Source organism: Pseudarthrobacter sulfonivorans (assembly GCF_024391045.1).
Lineage (GTDB): Bacteria > Actinomycetota > Actinomycetes > Actinomycetales > Micrococcaceae > Arthrobacter > Arthrobacter sulfonivorans_B.
The window spans coordinates 1-17,331 of record NZ_JANFCZ010000012.1 but is presented as its reverse complement, the minus strand read 5'-3'; the positions used below and the strand labels follow the sequence as shown (position 1 = coordinate 17,331).

The following is a 17,331-nucleotide window of genomic DNA, read 5'->3' as shown; positions in this document are numbered from 1 at the left end:
GTGATGGGTATGTAAAACCTACGGTGCATCCGGGCCCCCTGCTTCGTGGACCACCAGCATGTCCTCATCCAGTTCGCCGTCCGGGAAGAAGCAGGCGAACTGTTGGTCCAGCCCTGCGGCGGGGCCGGCTTCCAGGACCTGCACCGCCTGGGAGGGCCGTACAGCTTCGAGGGGCGGCTCAAGGGTGAGGCACTTTTCCTGTTTCGCCGGGGGAAGTGCCGCGAAGACGGGGCACCGGGTGGCGAAGTTGCAGCCCTTCGGTGCGTCCAGCGGGGACGGGAGGTCGCCTTTGAGGATGATCCGCTCCCTGGTGCGCTCGAACTGGGGGTCCGGCACGGGGATGGCGGACAGCAGCGCACGGGTATACGGGTGGCGGGGGTTGTCAAAGACCCGGTGCACCTCGCCGATCTCCACAATCTTGCCGAGGTACATCACCGCCACCCGGTTGGAGATGTGCCGCACCACCGAGAGGTCGTGGGCCACCATGAGGTAACTCAGGCCCAGTTCGGCCCGCAGCTTGTCCAGCAGGTTGATCACGCCGGCCTGCACGGAAACGTCCAGCGCGGACACCGGTTCGTCCAGGACCACGAGCTTGGGATTGACGGCAAGGGCGCGGGCGATGCCCACCCGCTGGCGCTGGCCGCCGGAGAACTGGTTGGGGAAGCGGTTCACATGGTCGGGCTGCAGCCCCACCAGCCTCACGAGCTCCATGATGCGCTTCCTGACGGCCTTCTTGTCCATGCCCGCGTTCTGGAGCGGTTCGGCCAGGACCTCATACACCGTGAAGCGGGGGTCCAGGGCCCCGGTAGGGTCCTGGAAGACCATCTGCATTTCCCGGCGCATGGCGCCCTTGGCCTTGGCATCGACGGCCTGCTTGTTGCTGATGCCGCCGATGACCACCTCACCGTCCTGGTCCTTGTGGAACTCCATGATTTCCAGGAGCGTGGTGGTCTTCCCGGAGCCGGACTCCCCCACAATGGAGAAGCACTCCCCTTCCCGGATGTCGAAGCTCAGGCCGTCCACTGCTTTGACGGTGCCGATGCGCCGCTTGAGGAGCGCGCCCTTGGTCAGTGGGAAGTGCTTCCGGACATCCTTGAGTTCCAGGACGGTTGAGCGTTCTTCGCGGGGGATGGCGTCAAACCGGGAGACGGGAACAGGCGGGGCGGAGAAGATTTCCAGGACGTTGGCATCCGCCCCGAGCTCTTCGGACCTGATGCAGGCGGCCTTGTGCGCTGCGTCGCCGTCGGCCGGCAGCAAGGGCGGTTCCCCGGCCAGGCAGGCGTCGGTTACCAGCGGACACCGGGGGGCGAAGGAGCAGCCGGTGGGCGTGTGGAGCAGGTTGGGCGGGATGCCGTCGATCGGTACCAGCGAGGATTTCTCCGCGACGTCAACCCTGGGGACAGCCCCCAGCAGGCCCATGGTGTAGGGCATCCGGGGGTTGTAGTAGATGTCGTCCACGCGGCCGGTTTCCACCGGCTTACCCGCGTACATGACCATGATGTCGTCGGCGATGCCCGCCACCACGCCAAGATCGTGCGTGATCATCACGACGGCGGCGCCGGTCTCCTCCTGCGCAGTATGCAGCACCTCGAGCACCTGGGCCTGGATGGTGACGTCCAGGGCCGTCGTCGGCTCATCCGCGATCAGGACGCGCGGGTTGTTGGCAATGGCGATGGCGATCATCACGCGCTGCCGCATGCCGCCGGAGAACTCGTGCGGGAAGGCCTTGAGCCGGTTCTTCGGACTGGGGATGCCCACCATGGCCAGGAGTTCGACGGCGCGGGCTTCCTTTGCGGATTTGCTCATGCCGGGGTTATGGATGGTGAGGGCCTCGGTGATCTGCGCCCCCACCGTGTACACCGGGGTCAGGGAGGACAGCGGATCCTGGAACACCATCGCGATGTCGTTGCCGCGGTGGGCGCACATGGCCTTGTCGCTGAGGCCCAGCAGTTCCTGTCCCTTGAGCCGGACCGAGCCGGTAATCTCCGCGGTGGACGGCAGCAGGCCCATGATAGCCAGCGATGTGACCGACTTGCCAGAACCGGACTCCCCCACGATTCCCAGCGTCTTGCCCGGCATCAGGTCGAAGTCGACGCCCCGGACCGCGTGCACGGAGCCGTTTTCGGAGTTGAAGCTGACGTTCAGGTCCCGGACTGAAAGGACCGCGTCCGACGGCGAGTGGAAGCCTGCGATGTGGAGCCGCTCGGCTGTGGCGTCGGTTGGCTCGGCTGTGGCGTCGGTTGGCTCGGCTGTGGCGTCGGTTGGCTCAGCCGGCCCGACGGTGGTCTCGTTGCTCATTTGCCGGTCCTCTGTGCGCTGTTCTTTTTGGCCCGGCCAACGGAGCTGGAGCTGGGATCGAAGGCGTCCCGCAGGCCATCGTTCATCATGGCCAGGGATCCCGTGAGCAGGAACATGACGGCCAGGGGCACCCAGAACATCCAGGGGAAGGTCTGGACCTGGGACGTGGCGCCGCCGATCAGGACGCCCAGGCTGACGTCCGGGACCTTGATGCCGATGCCGATGAAGGAAAAGGCAACCTCAGCCAGGATGGCACCCGTGACCCCGCGGGTGATGTCCAGGACCAGCAGGGAACCGATGTTGGGCACCAGGTGCCGCCAGACGATCCTGCGTGCCGGTACGCCCATGTACTGGGCCGCCTTGACGAAGTCTCGCTGCATGAGGGACATGGACAGCGAGCGGATCAGCCTGGCCGTGCCCATCCAGCTGAAGACCAGGAGCACGATGATCAGCAGGAGCCAGCTGGGGAGGTTCTTCTTCAGGGTGTCCCCGCCGCCGCTGGTGGCCACTGCCACCACCAGCAGGGCGGGCATCATGATGAGGGCCTCCAGGACAAAGAGCATCACTTTGTCCACTTTGCCGCCGAAATAGGCCATGGTGCAGCCGTACACGGCCGCAATCAGGACGGACACCAGACCGACTATCAGGCCGATGGCGATCGAGATGCGCGTCCCTTCGACGGTCATGGCGTAGAGATCGATGCCGGCCTGGGACGTGCCGAGGAAATGGTCGCCGGAGGGCGGCATGCCAATGTTGAAGGGATCGATGGTTTCTTTGTCCCACGGCGTGAAGAAGCCGCCGACGAAGGAGAAGATGGTCAGGGCCAGGAAGATCGCGAGCCCTGCCACGGCGGTTTTGTTCCGCATGAAGCGGCGGAAGATGATGGTGGACTTGCCGATGACGGCGTCGGAGTTTTCCAGGTGGGCGCCCTGCGCCGCGGCTGCTGCGTCAACGGCATTGAGGTTGGTCATGGCTACTGCACCCGCACTCTCGGGTCGACAAGCGTGGTGGCGAAGTCCGCGAGGATGGCACCGATCGCGAAGATGACGGAGCCGTAGGCCAGGGTGGCCGTTGCGGCGTTGACGTCCTGCAGCGAGATGGCATCAATGCTCCACGAGCCCACGCCGGGCCACGCGAAGATCTTCTCGGCAAAGAACCCGCCGGCGAAAATGGCCGGGACGGTGAACGCGATGCTTTGGGCCACCGGGATGAAGGAGACCCGGAGGGCGTGCCGGGTGATGGCCTGGTTGCGGGTCAGTCCTTTGGCACGGGCCGTCCGGACGAAGTCCGCGTTGACGTTGTCCAGCAGGTACTGGCGCTGGGCAATCTGGTAGGAACCCCAGCCCACCAGGGTGATGGCGATGGTGGGCACCGCATAGTGGGCCAGCATGTCCACGAACTGCCCCCAGCCCGGCGCCATGCCCGGGGTGGAGATGCCGGTAACGAAGAAGATGCGTTCGCCGACAGTCTCGTTGATGTTGATGGCGCCGAGCTGCACCAGGAAGTAGGCGATGGGGGCAGGAACGATGTAGGCGAGGTAGCTGTAGGAGGTGATGACCCGGTCCTGGAACTTGTACTGGCGGGCGGCCGAGTACACACCGAGGGCGACGCCGATAACCAGCGTCAGGATGATGGCGGCGAGGAACAGCCTGGTGGAGATCCAGACGCGGTCCCCGAACTCAGCATTGATAAAGGCGCCGTTGGGGCTGCGTCCCCAGTCCCAGCGCGTGACGATGGCGGTGAGCCACTCAACATAGCGCTCCCAGGGACTGAGATCCGGGTCAAGTCCCTTCAGGCGCATGGAGTTGGCCACCTGCTCCGGGGTGGGGCGGGGAATCCGTTCCTGCTCCAGGAGGGCCGGTTTGAGGGAACTGACCGCCAGGAAGTATCCGGCCGAAGTGGTCAGGAAGATCATAAAGACGTAGGTGATGCCGCGTTTGGCAAGGTACCGGAGCATGGGGCGACTACTTCAGGATCGGAGCCGCCGCCTGGACTGAGCAAGGACATTCCACCGGATAGCGCCGGGACGGCATCGGAGTACTTGCCTTGACTGCATCCATCTTCAGATCCTTCCGATTTCCCGGCCACCCCGCGGATCTCGCGGGTCCCGGGTGCCCACCAGCGGTTCGCTGGCATTGCAGCGACCGTCGCAGGCATGCCTGGGTGGTGGACTATGTTGCGGGTCACATTCCAGAGGAAACTACCACATAGACGAACCAGAAAAGGCGCCAATTTCCTTGAAACCGCCCGCACCGTATCAGATCGTTATGAATTGTTCGGGTGAACCGGCGTGACTGGACGATGACAGCGATAGTGGCTATTCTAACGGCCGCCGACAACCCGTGTGACAAGTTCACGCCACGTGGCCACGAGCCGCTCGGGCGCCAGCCCCTGCACCCGGACCGCGTGCAGCAGCCGCTCCGGATCCAGGGTGGCGATCAGCGTCACCGCCATGAGCGCGGGGTCCGCCGCCATGCCTTCTTCCCGCAGCAGGACTTCGACGTGGCGCTGCCACAGCAGCGCCGCAGGCACGTCGTACCTGCTGTGCGTTGAGCTCTCGGCGGCGCGCACCAGATCCCCATGGTCCAGGACATACGCGATCCGCGCGGAGCCAAAGGCGACCAGCCGCTCAAGGCCCGGAGCCCCGGGGCCCAGCGGCGGTGGACCGAACATGAACCGGGCCTGGAACGCGGCTTCGGAATCGCTGAGCAGGGTCATCATCAGGCCGTTCCGGCTGCCAAACCGGCGGAAGACGGTTCCCTTGCCCACCCCGGCCCGTTCGGCCAGGCGGTCCATGGTGAGGGCATCCACCCCGCACTCGGCGATCAGCTCGTGCGCGGCACTCAGCAGCCGCTCCCGGTTCCGCGCAGCATCACTTCGCTCAACGACAGGGCCGGCGAGTGTTCCGGGCAGCAGTGGGATGTAACTCACACTCCACATCCTAGCTGCCGGGAATATTAATCGGACCGTGGTCCGTTTAGTCCATGAAGGCAACCCCAGCCTCCATTTTTCCAGCGGCCGCCCCGGCCCGATTTACAGGAGTTCGTATGTCGAAGAACACCGTCCTTACCCTTGTTGGCAGCCTGCGTGCCGGCTCCACCAACGCCCAGCTCGCCGAAGCCATCAAGCTCAACGCCCCCGAGCAGGTTGACGTTGTCATCCACGAGAGCCTGGGCAACATTCCGTTCTACAACGAGGACATCGACGTCGAGGGCCAGGTTCCCGCCGCCGCAGCCGCACTGCGTGCCGCCGCCAACGAAGCCGACACCGTCCTCCTGGTCACCCCGGAGTACAACGGCACCGTTCCCGCCCCGCTCAAGAACGCCATCGACTGGCTGTCCCGTCCCTTCGGTGCCGGCGCCCTCAGCGGCAAGCCCACCGCCGTCGTCGGTACCGCGTTTGGCCAGTACGGCGGCGTCTGGGCCCAGGACGAGGCCCGCAAGGCCGTCGGCATCGCCGGCGCCAACGTCCTCGAGGACGCCAAGCTGGCTGTTCCCGGTTCGATGGTCCGCTTCGCCGAACTGCACCCGAAGGACGACGCCGAGGTTGTCGAGCAGATCAAGGGTGTCTTCGACGCAATCAGCGCCGCCCGGACTGCCGCGCAGAGCGCAGCCTAAGGCCACCGCGGCCCGCGCCGGCGATTAGCCATCCGAATGCCCCGGACACCGCGAGGTGCCCGGGGCATTCGTCTGCCCGAGGCGGTTTTGTTACCGCACCGGCATCCGCCCGCACCTTGCGTGACCAACTCTTGGCCCAACCGGTACCGGGCACGCATTCTCAAGGGCCGCCGGCCCCCGTACCGTTAATTGCACGATAGGCAGCGGGCAAGAGACCGAAATGCAGCGGGCAATTGCGCGGCGTGGAGGGCGATGGGAACGCGCAGGGACATGGCAGGCATCTGGCGGACCGGGGGGCTTGTGGCGACGACGGCGGCGCTGACGTTACCGCTATGGCTCGGCTCCTGCGCCGCCCGCCCCGCTTCACCCGGCTCTGCCCCCGCCGGCTCCGGCAGCGGCGTCCCTGCAGGTGCCACCGCGGTTGAACCCACCGAGATGCCCGGCGCAGCTCCCGTTCCGCTCCCCCGGCCGCAGGCACCCGCTCCGCCCGCTGCGCCACCCACGGTCCAGGCTGCGGGACCTGCCGCACCACAGTCTGCCGCGAACCAGTCCGCTGCGCCCCCTGATGCCACGGGAGCGTCGGCGTCGGGGGTCCCGCCCTCCACGAACCTCTCGGGGGCGCCGCGGCCGTCGCCCGCACCTGAAGTCTCCGCGGCGGCGCCGGCGGCGCCATCCGGGGGCCCGTCTGCCCAGCCGCCTGCCACCAAGTCCGTCATGGCGTACTACGTCCTGATTGACGACGGCGGCGCGAGGGGTGTGCGGTTCGGGTGCAATGACAGCCTGGCGGGGGTCCGCCGGTCCAGTGCCGTCCCGGCCGAACCGCTGCAGTCCGCCATGACCGCCCTGCTGGACGGGTCCGCGGAGCCTGCGCCCGGACTGTACAACGCGTTGTCGGCCTCGTCGCTGACATTCCTGTCCGGCACGTTCGATGGCAATACCGTGACCGTCTACCTCTCCGGTGCACTCCGCCCGGGCGGTGTCTGCGATATTCCCCGGGTGGAGGCCCAGCTCACGCAGACAGCGGTGACCTCAGCGGGCGCCTCCCGCGCGGACATCTACGTCAATGGTGTGGGACTGGCCCAAGCGCTTAGCCTCAAGTGACGCCGTCGGGATTCATGCAACAGATGTTGCCTTATTAGCAACCTGCGGCTGTATCCTGAGGGGGTGACCCACGAAACGCTTGACGCTGCAGCAGCGCCGCTTCCAGCCGAAGCCATTGACGCCATCGAGCGCGCGGCCACGTCCGCGCACCGCTCGGCCCACCCGCATGAGGCTCTCTTCTCCCAGCGCGCGGCCAACATAAAGCAGTCCGCTGTCCGCGATGTCTTCGACATCTCCCTGCGCCCGGGGCTGGTGTCCCTCGCCGGAGGCAGCCCCTACCTGCAGTCCCTCCCGCTGGAACGCCTGGCCGCCACTGCCGCCGATATCATCGCCAAGGACGGCCTGACGGCCCTGCAGTACGGCGGCGGCCAAGGCACTGAGGAGTTGCGCACCCAGATCTGCGAGGTCATGGCCGAGGAAGGAATCTTGGACGCCCTTCCGCAGAACGTGGTGATCACGGCCGGTTCCCAGTCCGCCCAGGACGTGGCCACCAAGGTCTTCTGCAATCCCGGCGACGTGGTGCTGGTGGAGAATCCCACCTACGTGGGGGCCCTGAATACCTTTGAGGCCTACCAGGTGGAGGTCGCCACCGTTGAGATGGACGACGACGGCCTGGTGCCTGAACTGCTGGAGGCCAGGATCGCCGCACTCCAGGCCGCCGGGAAAAGCATCAAGCTCCTCTACACCATCCCCAACTTCAATAATCCGTCCGGAATTACGCTGGCTGCCGAACGCAGGCAGCGCATCGTCGACATATGCCGCAAAGCGAATATTCTGGTGCTGGAGGACAACCCCTACGGGCTCCTCCGGTACCAGGGCCGGCCCCTGGAACCCCTCCGCGCCGCCAATCCGGCGGACGTGATCTATCTCGGGTCCTTTTCCAAGATCTTTGCCCCGGGCCTGCGCATTGGCTGGGCCCTGGTTCCCGAACACCTCCAGCGGCGCTACTACCTGGCCTCGGAGTCCGTTACCCTGTGCCCGCCTGCGCTGAATCAGATGCTGGTGTCCGCCTACCTGCGGGACTACGACTGGAAGGGCCAGATCGAAACCTACCGCGGCATCTATGCCGAACGGTGCGCGGCGATGCTCACGGCACTCGAAACGCACATGCCCCCGGGCGCCAGCTGGACCAGTCCCGAGGGAGGCTTCTTCGTATGGGTGACGCTGCCGGAAGGCGTGGACACCTACCCCTTGCTGAAGCAGGCCATCGAGGCCGGCGTCGTGTTCATCCCGGGCGCAGCCTTCACCCCGTCCGATGGACCCTCCAACAGGCTGCGGCTGGCCTTCAGCGCGGTCCCCCCGCCGGCAATTGACGAGGGTGTCCGGCGGCTGGCCGGGGTACTGCGGGAAAGCCTCGCGGCGTTGTAACGTAGGCCGGACTGAGTAGGCCAACTTCATCTCGAACAAGGAGTGCAAAGCATGAGCGGAATTATTGTTGTGGGGGTTGACGGCAGCGGAACGGCGAAGAAAGCGGCCGAATCGGCGCGGGATCTTGCCGTCGCCACGGGCGCCTCGCTGCACGTTGTCTCAGCCTTCGACAGCGACCGCACTGAAGTTTTCGGTTCCGGCAGCGACCGGTGGATCGTATCGGACGCCGACGGCGCCGAGCAGGTGGCCAAAACAGTGGCAGAGGCCCTCGCCGGCAGCGTCGCGGTGACCTACTCGGCCGCCCGCGGCAAGCCGGCAGAAGCCCTGATCAATGAGGCCGAACGCCTGGGCGCCCGGATGATCGTGGTGGGAAACCGCCGGATGCGCGGCATCGGCCGCGTGCTGGGCAGCGTCGCCAACAGCGTGGCGCACAACGCAACCTGCGACGTCTACATCGCCAACACCTACGACGCCGACTGACGGGCAGCCGGACACCATGCACCGGCCACAGCGCCCGTGCATGGTGTCCGTTCTCACCCCCTGAGGGCCGGTTTCGGCCGGCATTGGACGATAAAATGGAAGGGCCCCCAACGGAGCGGACAATTTCTCTCCACTTCTGCCAAAGGGGCCCCCTTGCCTACTCTCCAGCGCCGCCAGCTCGTTGGCCACGACATCCTCCTGGCCCGCCACGGCAACCACATCTGTTCCATGCGCGTGGACCATGGCAAGGGCCGGGTTATTGCGCTCCTGGATGACGGGTCCGTAGACACCGCCCCCAATCTCATCTCGCCGGACCTCCGCCTGCCGGAAACCCTCCGGAGCGTCCTGCGCGGGGACTGGAAGTTCTTCGCCGGCATCTCCACCGTCGCCGTGGTCCTCGGCGGCCTGCTCTTCGGAGCATCCGCGGCCCTGCACGAAACGTGGGCGGGCACCCCCGAATTGCTCGAGATGCTCACGGCGTACTCCGCTTACGGATTCTGACGGCCGGCGGCTAGAGGAGCCAGCCCCGCAGGAGCACCCACAGTCCGGCCATTACCAGGCCGCCGAACAGGGAGCCCGCCACCACCTGCGCGAGTGTGTGGGCGCGCAGGACCACCCTGGACCAGCCAACAGCCGGAATCAGCACCAGGAGCGGCAGCCAGGCCGGGCCGAGCATGAGCACGGTGATGATTGCCGCCGATGACACGGCGGCCGCGTGCCCGCTGATTTTCCAGAACGGGCTGACGGCGGCCAGCATCACGATGCCGGCCACGATGCCGAGGACCATGACCACGACGCTGCGCGGCGACCCGACAGCAGTCAACACCACCAACCCGGCGATGACGGAAGCCAGCGCCATGAGCAGCACGGGCGCACGCTGGCGGCGGTCACTGACGTGGTGGTCCGTGACCTTGCCCAGCCGTACCAGGATGAGCAGCACGCACAGGGGCAGCACACAGACAAACAGCGCAGCAAGTGCGCCGTAGCCCACGGTTCCCGGGAAACCCGGCTCAATCACGGGGCTGAGGAGCAATTGCAGCGTCACCACCACCGGCGGCTGGAACGCCTCAGTCACCCACCTGGCGGCCCGGTTCCTGGCGCGGACCGCGGCCGGGTCCGCAGCCCTGGAATCCCTAGTCAAGCAGCAGCGCCGGCTCCTCGAGGATCGCGGCGACGTCGGCCATGAAGCGGGCCGACAGGTCGCCGTCCACCACCCGGTGGTCGAAGGAACCGCCGAGTGTGGTGATCCAGCGCGGAATGACCTCGCCCTCCAGGACCCACGGCTTCTGCTTGATGGTTCCGAAAGCCACGATGGCCACTTCGCCGGGGTTGATGATGGGCGTCCCGGTGTCGATCCCGAGTGCACCGATGTTGGTGATGGTCAGCGTTCCGCCCTGCATTTCGGCGGGCTGCGTCTTGCCCGCACGGGCGGTGGTTGCCAGGTTGTTCAGCGCCAGGGCCAGTTCCTTGAGCGAAAGGTCCTGGGCGTCCTTGATGTTCGGCACCATCAGCCCGCGCGGGGTGGCCGCAGCGATGCCGAGGTTCATGTAGTGCTTGACCTGGATTTCAGCGGTGTCCGTCCCGTCCACGTTGTCCACCCAGGTGGCGTTGACGCTGGGGTTCCGGGCGGCGGCCCAGATGACGGCCTTGGCCAGGATCAGCAGCGGCGAAACTTTGATCCCCTCGAAGTCGCGTGAGGCCTTCAGCCGCTTGACGAATTCCATGGTGCGGCTGGCGTCCACGTCAACGAAGATGCTCACGTGCGGCGCTGCGAAGGCCGACTCCACCATGGCCTTGGCCGTTGCCTTGCGGACCCCCTTGACGGGGATACGTTCGATCCGCTGGTCCTGCGGCTTGCCCGCCGTGCCCCAGAAGCCGTCCGCCTTGTCATGCTCGGCATCGCGCTGGGCCTGGTAGCTGACCAGGTCCTCGCGCGTGACTTCGCCCCGGAAGCCCGTGGCCACCACGTCGGCGAGGTCGATTCCCAGGTCGCGGGCAATTTTGCGTACCGGCGGCTTGGCCAGGACGCGGTTAACCAGGCCGGTAATGGTGCCGCCGAGAGTGGGCCGGGTATCGACGACGACGGCCCTTCCGGGGAGCCGGGTTGCCCCCGCAGCGGACTGCCGCGCTGCAGTGACTTCGGCCAGCGAGTGGGGCTGTACAGGCTCGATCTCCGGGGCATTGACCGTCAGGCTGCCCAGGGCGGGCGAGGCCTTCCGCGGGCGCCGCTTGACGGCGTCCGCCTTGGGACCCGACCCCACCAGCGGACCGCCCGCCGGGGCACCCGCGGAGGTGTCGTCGTCGTGCGTTGGAAGCTTGCCGTAGAGCGGCTGGACCGGAGCGGGAACATCGGCGGGCGTGGGGTCACCGACGACGGCATCCGAGACGCTGATGATGGCAGTGCCGACGTCGATGGTCACTCCCTCGGGGACCAGCAGTTCGGTGACGGTGCCGGCGAAGGGGGACGGCAGCTCGACGAGTGACTTGGCGGTCTCGATCTCGCACAGGACGTCGTTGACGGCAACACTGTCTCCGGGCTTGACCTTCCACGCCACGATTTCCGCCTCGGTGAGGCCTTCGCCCACGTCGGGCAGGTTGAACTTGTTGAGAGTCATGGGGTCCTCTTTTGCGACGGGTTTTGCGGCGGGGCGCAGGCGGGGCAGGGTGCCTAGTAGGCCAAGGCGCGGTCCAGCGCCTCGAGGATCCGGTCGATGCCGGGAAGGTAGTCCTCCTCGACCTTGGCCACCGGGTAGGGCATATGGAAGCCGCCGACACGGATCACGGGTGCCTCCAGCGAGAGGAAGGCGCGTTCGCTGATCCGGGCGGCGATTTCGCCGCCGATGCCGCCGAAGGTCGGGGCCTCGTGAGCGACGACGAGCCGGCCGGTCTTCTTGGCGGAGGCGGTGACGGTGTCGAAGTCGATTGGGGAAATCGAGCGCAGGTCGATGACCTCGATGCTGTGCCCGTCTTCAGCTGCGGCGTCGGCAGCGGCGAGGGCTACCGGCACCAGGGGGCCGTACGCCACCACCGTGGCGTCGGTGCCTTCCCGCAGCACGTGTGCCTTGAACGGGTCGGCAGATCCCCCGGGGGATTCCGTGTCCACCTCGCCCTTGAGCCAGTAGCGGCGCTTCGGTTCGAAAAAGATCACGGGGTCCTGGCACTCGACGGCCTGCCGGATCATCCAGTAGGCGTCATGGGCGTTCGACGGCGTGATGATGCGCAACCCCGGCGTGTGGGCGAAGAGCGCCTCCGGTGATTCCGAATGGTGCTCAATGGACCCAATGCCGCCGCCGTAGGGGATACGGATGACCACGGGCACGGTGAGGTTGCCGCTGCTGCGGGAGTGCATCTTGGCCAGCTGCGTGGTGATCTGGTTGAAGCCCGGGAACACAAAGCCGTCGAACTGGATCTCGCAGACGGGCAGGTAGCCGCGCAGGGCCAGGCCGATTGCGGTGCCGATGATGCCGGACTCGGCCAGCGGGGTGTCCACCACCCGGTCCGCACCGAACTCTGCCAGCAGGCCGTCGGTGACGCGGTAAACGCCGCCCAGGGCTCCGATGTCCTCGCCCATGAGCAGCGAACGGGGGTTATTGTCCAAGGTGGCGCGCAGGCCCTCGTTGATGGCCTTGGCTATGGTCATGGTGGTCATCAGCGGGCCACTCCTGTCGCTGCTTCGTCGTCTTCCGTGCCGGCGCCCTCCGGGTGGCTGCCTTCCGGGTGGCCGCCTTCCGGGTGGCCGCCTTCCGCTTCGTCGACGAAGCCGGCGCTGTACTCCTCGAACCAGGCCAGCTCCTCCGCTACCAGAGGGTGGGCCTCGACGTAGGTGTTGGCGAAAGCGGTCCGGATATCCGGGGTCTGGAGATCGTGGGTTGTTTTGCGGACATAGGCGGCGAGTTCGTCGCCATCGGCCTTGACCTGCGCGAAGAATGCGTCATCGGCAAGTCCTTGGGTGCGGAGGTACTTTTCGAGGCGGTCCAGCGGGTCCTTGGCCCGCCACAGGGATTCCTCGGAGGATTCCCGGTACTTCGTGGGGTCATCGGCCGTTGTGTGCGCGCCGACCCGGTAGGTAAAGGCCTCGATCAGCACCGGGCCGTGGCCCTCCCGCGCCCGCTCCAGGGCCCATTCGGTGACGGCGTGGACGGCAATGACATCGTTGCCGTCCACACGGATGCCCGGAAAGCCGTAGCCTTTGGCGCGGTTGGACAGCGGAATGCGGGTCTGCACCGAGCTGGGGACGGAGATGGCCCAGTGATTGTTCTGGCAGAAGAACACCACGGGTGCGTCATAGGAGGAGGCGAACACCATGGACTCGTGGACGTCGCCTTCCGAACTTGCCCCGTCGCCGAAATACACCATCACGGCTGCCTTCGGCTCCGCGGGGCGGTCCGCCTCCGCGGCCGCCAGTTTCTGGTCGCGCTGGATGCCCATCGCGTAGCCGACGGCGTGCGGCGTCTGTGCGGCGAGGACAAGGGTGTAGAGGTGGAAATTGGTGTCCTTGGGGTTCCAGCCGCCGTTGGACACGCCGCCGAACTGGCGGAGGAGCTCGGCGAGGTCCACATTGCGCGTCAGGGCCACACCGTGTTCGCGGTACGTGGGGAAGATGTAGTCCTGCGGCTGGCTGGCGCGGCCCGAGCCGATTTGCGCCGCTTCCTGCCCGGTGAGCGGGACCCAGAGCGCCAGCCGGCCTTGGCGTTGAAGGGCAGTTGCCTCAACGTCAAACCGGCGGATCTTGGCCATATCGGCGTAAAAGCCACGGAGCTGTTCCGCATCCAGCCGGTCTGCATATGTTGAGAAAACCGGGTCGGTGCCCAGTGTCCCGTCGGGCGCCAACAGTTGCACCATGGGCTCGGCGGGGGCCCCCAGGCGGGCCTCTGCTTCGGCCTCGAGCTGGTCGTCTACCGCTGTACCGTCGAACTCGGTGGAGGGCAAATGTGTGGCGCCCATACCGTCTCCTCGCTTGCCGCATCCGGATGCGTTGCAATGTCGCTGGGATATATGCCGCTAAAGGCATGCATTCCTTTAGCGGCATATATATTGGCTTACTGGTCCTTACTTTATCTTTAGTAGGTCCTGGTCCAAGCGCACGTTAAGCGCTAGGAACGCCGTGGCGGCTTTGTATAGTTCGCACAGAGCGTCAGAAACCGGCTGTTCGCTTCCGGTTCGCCGATGCTGACCCGGACACCCTCGTCGCCAAATGCACGCACCGACAGCGCCTGCTCTCCCGCCAACTCGGCGAAGTCCGCACTGTTGTCGCCCAGATCCAGCCACACAAAATTGCCCTGCGCTTCGGGAACAAACCAACCCAGCGCCCGCAGCCCGGCGGTGACCCGGTCCCGTTCGTCCACGATGCTTTGTACCCTTTCTACAACCTGGGGGTAATTCTGAAGGGAAACGATTGCCGCCTGTTCGGCGATCTGTGACACGGAGAACGGCGTGGCCGCAACCCGCAGGTACTGGGTCAGGGCCGGGTGGGAGACGCTGTACCCCACCCTCAGGCCGGCGAGTCCGTGGGCCTTGGAGAACGTCCGGAGCACCACCACATTGGGGTATTTCCGGTACAGGGCGATGCCGTCCACCGCATCATCGGCGCGGACGAACTCCAGGTAGGCCTCATCGATGACCACCACGATGTCCGCCGGGACAGCCTGGATGAACCGTTCGGTTTCGGCGGCGGTCAGGATGGGGCCGGTCGGGTTATTCGGCGTGCAGAGCAGGATGACCCTGGTGCGGACGGTGACGGCGGCGGCCATGGCCGCGAGGTCATGCCGGCCGTCCGCCAGCAGGGGAATCCGGACGCTTTCCGCGCCCGCCAGGCCAACACTGATGGGGTAGGCCTCGAAGGAGCGCCACGCGTAGATGACTTCGTCGGCTTTGCCGTCGTCGTTCTGCCCGGCGAAGGTGGACAGAAGCTGGTTGAGGGCACCCAGGCTTCCGGCGCCGGTGACAATGTCCTCCGCGGGGACGTCCAGGAACTCGGCGAGCGCGCCGCGCAGTTTGCTGCTGAGGGGGTCCGGGTAACGGTTGAAGTCCGCCTGGTTGGCGATGGCTGCCAGCACTGCCGGGAGCGGCGGGAGCGGGTTCTCGTTGGAGGAGAGTTTGTAGCTGGCCAGCCCTGCCACGGCGGCGGGGGGCTTTCCTGCGGCGTAGCGGGGAAGCCGGCCCACCACGGGGCGTGGCCGGATCTCCCCGGGCAGGATCTCTGATGACGTCATGCAAACTAGCCTACTTCTCGCACAGCGGGGCGGCGCCGGCCTGCGCCACCGTGCTCAATGGACGGTGTGACAGCATGAAGGCATGCGCTCCTTCATTGTTCGGGTCCTGATCAACGGGCTGGCCCTTTGGATTGCCAGCTGGATATTGCCGGGCCTCGATATCTCCACTTCTGCCACTACCGAGGCTGTGGCCAAATCGGGAGTAACGCAGGGCACGGAGACCATCGGCATCATCCTGGCCTACCTGTTTATCGGACTGATCTTCGGTGTGGTGAACGCGTTTGTGCGTCCGCTGGTCAGCCTCCTGTCCCTGCCCATCACCATCCTCACACTGGGCCTTTTTACGATTGTCATCAACGCCGCCATGCTGTACCTGACGTCCTGGCTCAGCAGTTACACGCCCGTGCATTTCACCATCGACTCGTTCTTCTGGACGGCCGTCCTCGCGGCCATCATCATCACGCTAATCTCCCTGGTGGCGGGCAGGGTCCCGGGCGGCCGCAGGGGTTAGCGCCTGCGCTGATGCGCAGGCCCCTTTCCCCGGCCGACCGTCCGCCGTCCCGCGTGCGGCGGCGCCTCAACCTTGCATCCTTCCTGTTGCAGCCTGGCGGTCCGATTCTGACTTCGGCGAAGAGGGGGCTTGGGCGGGCTGCAGCCGTGGACCGGGCGCACTCAATTTTTCGGCGGGGGTCCGGGTCATGGCGTAGCGGGTGGCCGTCGCGGTGCCGCCTGCCCCCAGGACCCCGGCAAGGACAGCTGTTGAATGACTCAGGGTGGGGTCGTCACTGGCTGAGGCCAGCCGGGCCGCTTCCTGGTAATTGGCGAGCCGATGACCCGGGCCGAGGCCAACATCCTCACCGTCCGGCGTTCTCACCTGGTCCAGAAGCGTCACGGTTACCCTGTTGCGGGCGTCCGGGTTGGCTGTTCCGTCCGCTCCGGGCACCGCGTCCTGGCGATGCTCAAAATGCAGGGCGCTGACATCCCCGGGCACGTCAATGCCGCCAACCGGTGACCCCGCCGTGAGTACGTACTTCATGTCGTACTCAGAACGGAACAGGGGGTCGGCCGCCAGGTTCATGGCATGGATCCCGCCCTGGCTGTATCCGACCGCCACCACCGCTGCACCGCGCTCCGCCCCGGCGTCCTGCAGCGCGGCCCGCACGGCAATGTTTACCTCGGCGGATCCATGCCCCACGGCTTCGGCGATGCCTGCCACATCGAACGGGTTCGCTCCTCCGATATCACCACCGGCCTGGGTGCCCGGGATGACCACAACGTAGGCCTTTTGTCCGTCCGAAACCGTTTCGATGACTTCCATGTAGCCGGGGCCCCTCGCATCGACGATCCGCGCTCTTTCAAGGAGGGCAGCCGGGGATCCATCGAAGTCAACGGGCAGGCTCTCCTTCCGGTCCACCACGATGCGGCGGGGTTTCAGCGCGGGAAAGGCGGCTTCCGCGATGCCCAGGATTTCGCGTTTGGCTTTCACCACGTTGCGCAGCACCAGATCCGTGCCGCGAAGGTCCGGCCACAGAGGATCGTCCAGGCGGACATGCTCAAAGTCAGCGAGCGACGGAATGCCCATGTTCGCAAAGAGGCCGGTCACCGCCTCCGCAGCCTCGTAGTCCCGTTTACTGTCGCGGACCTGGCTGCTGATTGCCTGCAGCTCTGTGCGGACGGTCCGGATGCCGGCACAGGACCGGGTCAGCGAGGACATGGCCTCCGTCCATGCGACCGCCTGGTCAAGGCGGTAGGGCCCCAGATTGTTCTGGATCCGCTGCACCACGGTTTCCACCGCCGTCAGCTCATCCGCCAGAAGGTCCAGCTTCTCCGCGCCGCCCACGAGTTCCTCCAGCTGGAAGGTGATGCCGCCAATGCCGCCCCGGATTTGCATGCCGCCGTCCAAGGCGGGGCCGGACAGCCGGAGCGGTCCACCGCTACCGGACGGGGTTACCTCGGCCATGGGAACTGTCCCGCCGGAACCACCGGGGAGGCCGGAGCGGAGGCAACTTCCTGCGCGTAGCGGTGCACCGCCGTCAGGGCGTCCTCAATCACCCCCCGCGCCCTGCCCAGCTGGACCTCTTGGAGGGCAACTGAATCGCGGTAGGCCCGCCCGGCCGGTGACTGCCACTCCAGCAGCTGGATTTCCCGGAAGCCGGCAAGAACCCGGCCCACCCGGTCCGAGCACGCGGCAACGCGGGCTGCCAGCTCCTGAACCTCATAACCGTGCCGCAGTTGCGCCGGCAGATCAGCGATGA

General features: G+C 66.3%; 17 protein-coding genes. 6 read left to right on the top strand and 11 right to left on the bottom strand.

What is annotated here, in order from left to right; genetic code table 11:
* Positions 1-18: 18 nt before the first annotated feature.
* The 4 genes from NQJ30_RS09760 to NQJ30_RS09745 form a co-directional block, all read right to left on the bottom strand.
* Positions 19-2,298 carry an ABC transporter ATP-binding protein gene (locus NQJ30_RS09760; RefSeq protein ID WP_255769723.1) on the bottom strand — a complete coding sequence of 760 codons (2,280 nt, stop codon included), beginning with the start codon at positions 2,296-2,298 and terminating at the stop codon, positions 19-21.
* Complete coding sequence (locus NQJ30_RS09755; RefSeq protein WP_255769722.1) at positions 2,295-3,269, bottom strand: ABC transporter permease; 975 nt, start codon at positions 3,267-3,269, stop codon at positions 2,295-2,297. The genes NQJ30_RS09760 and NQJ30_RS09755 overlap by 4 nt, the downstream gene beginning before the upstream one ends.
* Positions 3,270-3,271: 2 nt before the next feature.
* Positions 3,272-4,255 carry an ABC transporter permease gene (locus NQJ30_RS09750; RefSeq protein ID WP_255769721.1) on the bottom strand — a complete coding sequence of 328 codons (984 nt, stop codon included), beginning with the start codon at positions 4,253-4,255 and terminating at the stop codon, positions 3,272-3,274.
* Between the two features lie 365 nt (positions 4,256-4,620).
* Positions 4,621-5,229, bottom strand: coding sequence for a TetR/AcrR family transcriptional regulator (locus NQJ30_RS09745; RefSeq protein WP_374113240.1), 609 nt, complete (start codon positions 5,227-5,229; stop codon positions 4,621-4,623).
* Positions 5,230-5,345: 116 nt separating this feature from the next.
* Between NQJ30_RS09745 and NQJ30_RS09740 the strand changes: the two genes are divergently transcribed.
* From NQJ30_RS09740 to NQJ30_RS09720, 5 genes are all read left to right on the top strand, one after another.
* Positions 5,346-5,915: an NAD(P)H-dependent oxidoreductase gene (locus tag NQJ30_RS09740; RefSeq protein WP_255769719.1), complete on the top strand. Its 570-nt coding sequence runs from the start codon at positions 5,346-5,348 to the stop codon at positions 5,913-5,915.
* Positions 5,916-6,167: 252 nt separating this feature from the next.
* Entirely contained in the window at positions 6,168-7,016 is an 849-nt protein-coding gene (locus tag NQJ30_RS09735) for a GerMN domain-containing protein (RefSeq protein WP_255769718.1), read from the top strand.
* 63 nt (positions 7,017-7,079) lie between these two features.
* Complete coding sequence (locus tag NQJ30_RS09730; RefSeq protein ID WP_255769717.1) at positions 7,080-8,384, top strand: aminotransferase-like domain-containing protein; 1,305 nt, start codon at positions 7,080-7,082, stop codon at positions 8,382-8,384.
* A gap of 51 nt (positions 8,385-8,435) precedes the next feature.
* Complete coding sequence (locus tag NQJ30_RS09725; protein ID WP_255769716.1) at positions 8,436-8,864, top strand: universal stress protein; 429 nt, start codon at positions 8,436-8,438, stop codon at positions 8,862-8,864.
* A 153-nt stretch (positions 8,865-9,017) separates the two neighbouring features.
* A complete protein-coding gene (locus NQJ30_RS09720) occupies positions 9,018-9,365 on the top strand; it encodes a hypothetical protein (RefSeq protein ID WP_255769715.1) in 348 nt (115 codons plus the stop codon).
* A 10-nt stretch (positions 9,366-9,375) separates the two neighbouring features.
* Here NQJ30_RS09720 and NQJ30_RS09715 read toward each other — a convergent pair whose 3' ends face one another.
* From NQJ30_RS09715 to NQJ30_RS09695, 5 genes are all read right to left on the bottom strand, one after another.
* Entirely contained in the window at positions 9,376-10,005 is a 630-nt protein-coding gene (locus NQJ30_RS09715) for a phosphatase PAP2 family protein (RefSeq protein WP_255769714.1), read from the bottom strand.
* A complete protein-coding gene (locus NQJ30_RS09710) occupies positions 9,998-11,479 on the bottom strand; it encodes a dihydrolipoamide acetyltransferase family protein (protein ID WP_255769713.1) in 1,482 nt (493 codons plus the stop codon). Before NQJ30_RS09710 ends, NQJ30_RS09715 begins: the two co-directional genes overlap by 8 nt.
* 53 nt (positions 11,480-11,532) lie before the next feature.
* Complete coding sequence (locus tag NQJ30_RS09705) at positions 11,533-12,513, bottom strand: alpha-ketoacid dehydrogenase subunit beta (RefSeq protein WP_255769712.1); 981 nt, start codon at positions 12,511-12,513, stop codon at positions 11,533-11,535.
* A complete protein-coding gene (gene pdhA / locus NQJ30_RS09700) occupies positions 12,513-13,808 on the bottom strand; it encodes a pyruvate dehydrogenase (acetyl-transferring) E1 component subunit alpha (protein WP_255769711.1) in 1,296 nt (431 codons plus the stop codon). Before pdhA ends, NQJ30_RS09705 begins: the two co-directional genes overlap by 1 nt.
* 149 nt (positions 13,809-13,957) lie before the next feature.
* The gene (locus NQJ30_RS09695; RefSeq protein WP_255769710.1) at positions 13,958-15,076 is read right to left on the bottom strand and encodes a histidinol-phosphate transaminase; all 1,119 of its coding nucleotides are present in this window, start codon (positions 15,074-15,076) and stop codon (positions 13,958-13,960) included.
* 82 nt (positions 15,077-15,158) lie between these two features.
* Between NQJ30_RS09695 and NQJ30_RS09690 the strand changes: the two genes are divergently transcribed.
* Entirely contained in the window at positions 15,159-15,587 is a 429-nt protein-coding gene (locus NQJ30_RS09690; RefSeq protein WP_255769709.1) for a phage holin family protein, read from the top strand.
* Positions 15,588-15,653: 66 nt separating this feature from the next.
* On the opposite strand, the gene NQJ30_RS09685 is transcribed toward NQJ30_RS09690, so the two are convergent.
* Positions 15,654-17,036 carry a hypothetical protein gene (locus tag NQJ30_RS09685; RefSeq protein WP_255769708.1) on the bottom strand — a complete coding sequence of 461 codons (1,383 nt, stop codon included), beginning with the start codon at positions 17,034-17,036 and terminating at the stop codon, positions 15,654-15,656.
* On the bottom strand, positions 17,024-17,331 hold a 308-nt coding region (locus NQJ30_RS09680), incomplete at its 5' end, for a hypothetical protein (protein ID WP_255769819.1). The genes NQJ30_RS09685 and NQJ30_RS09680, both read right to left, overlap by 13 nt.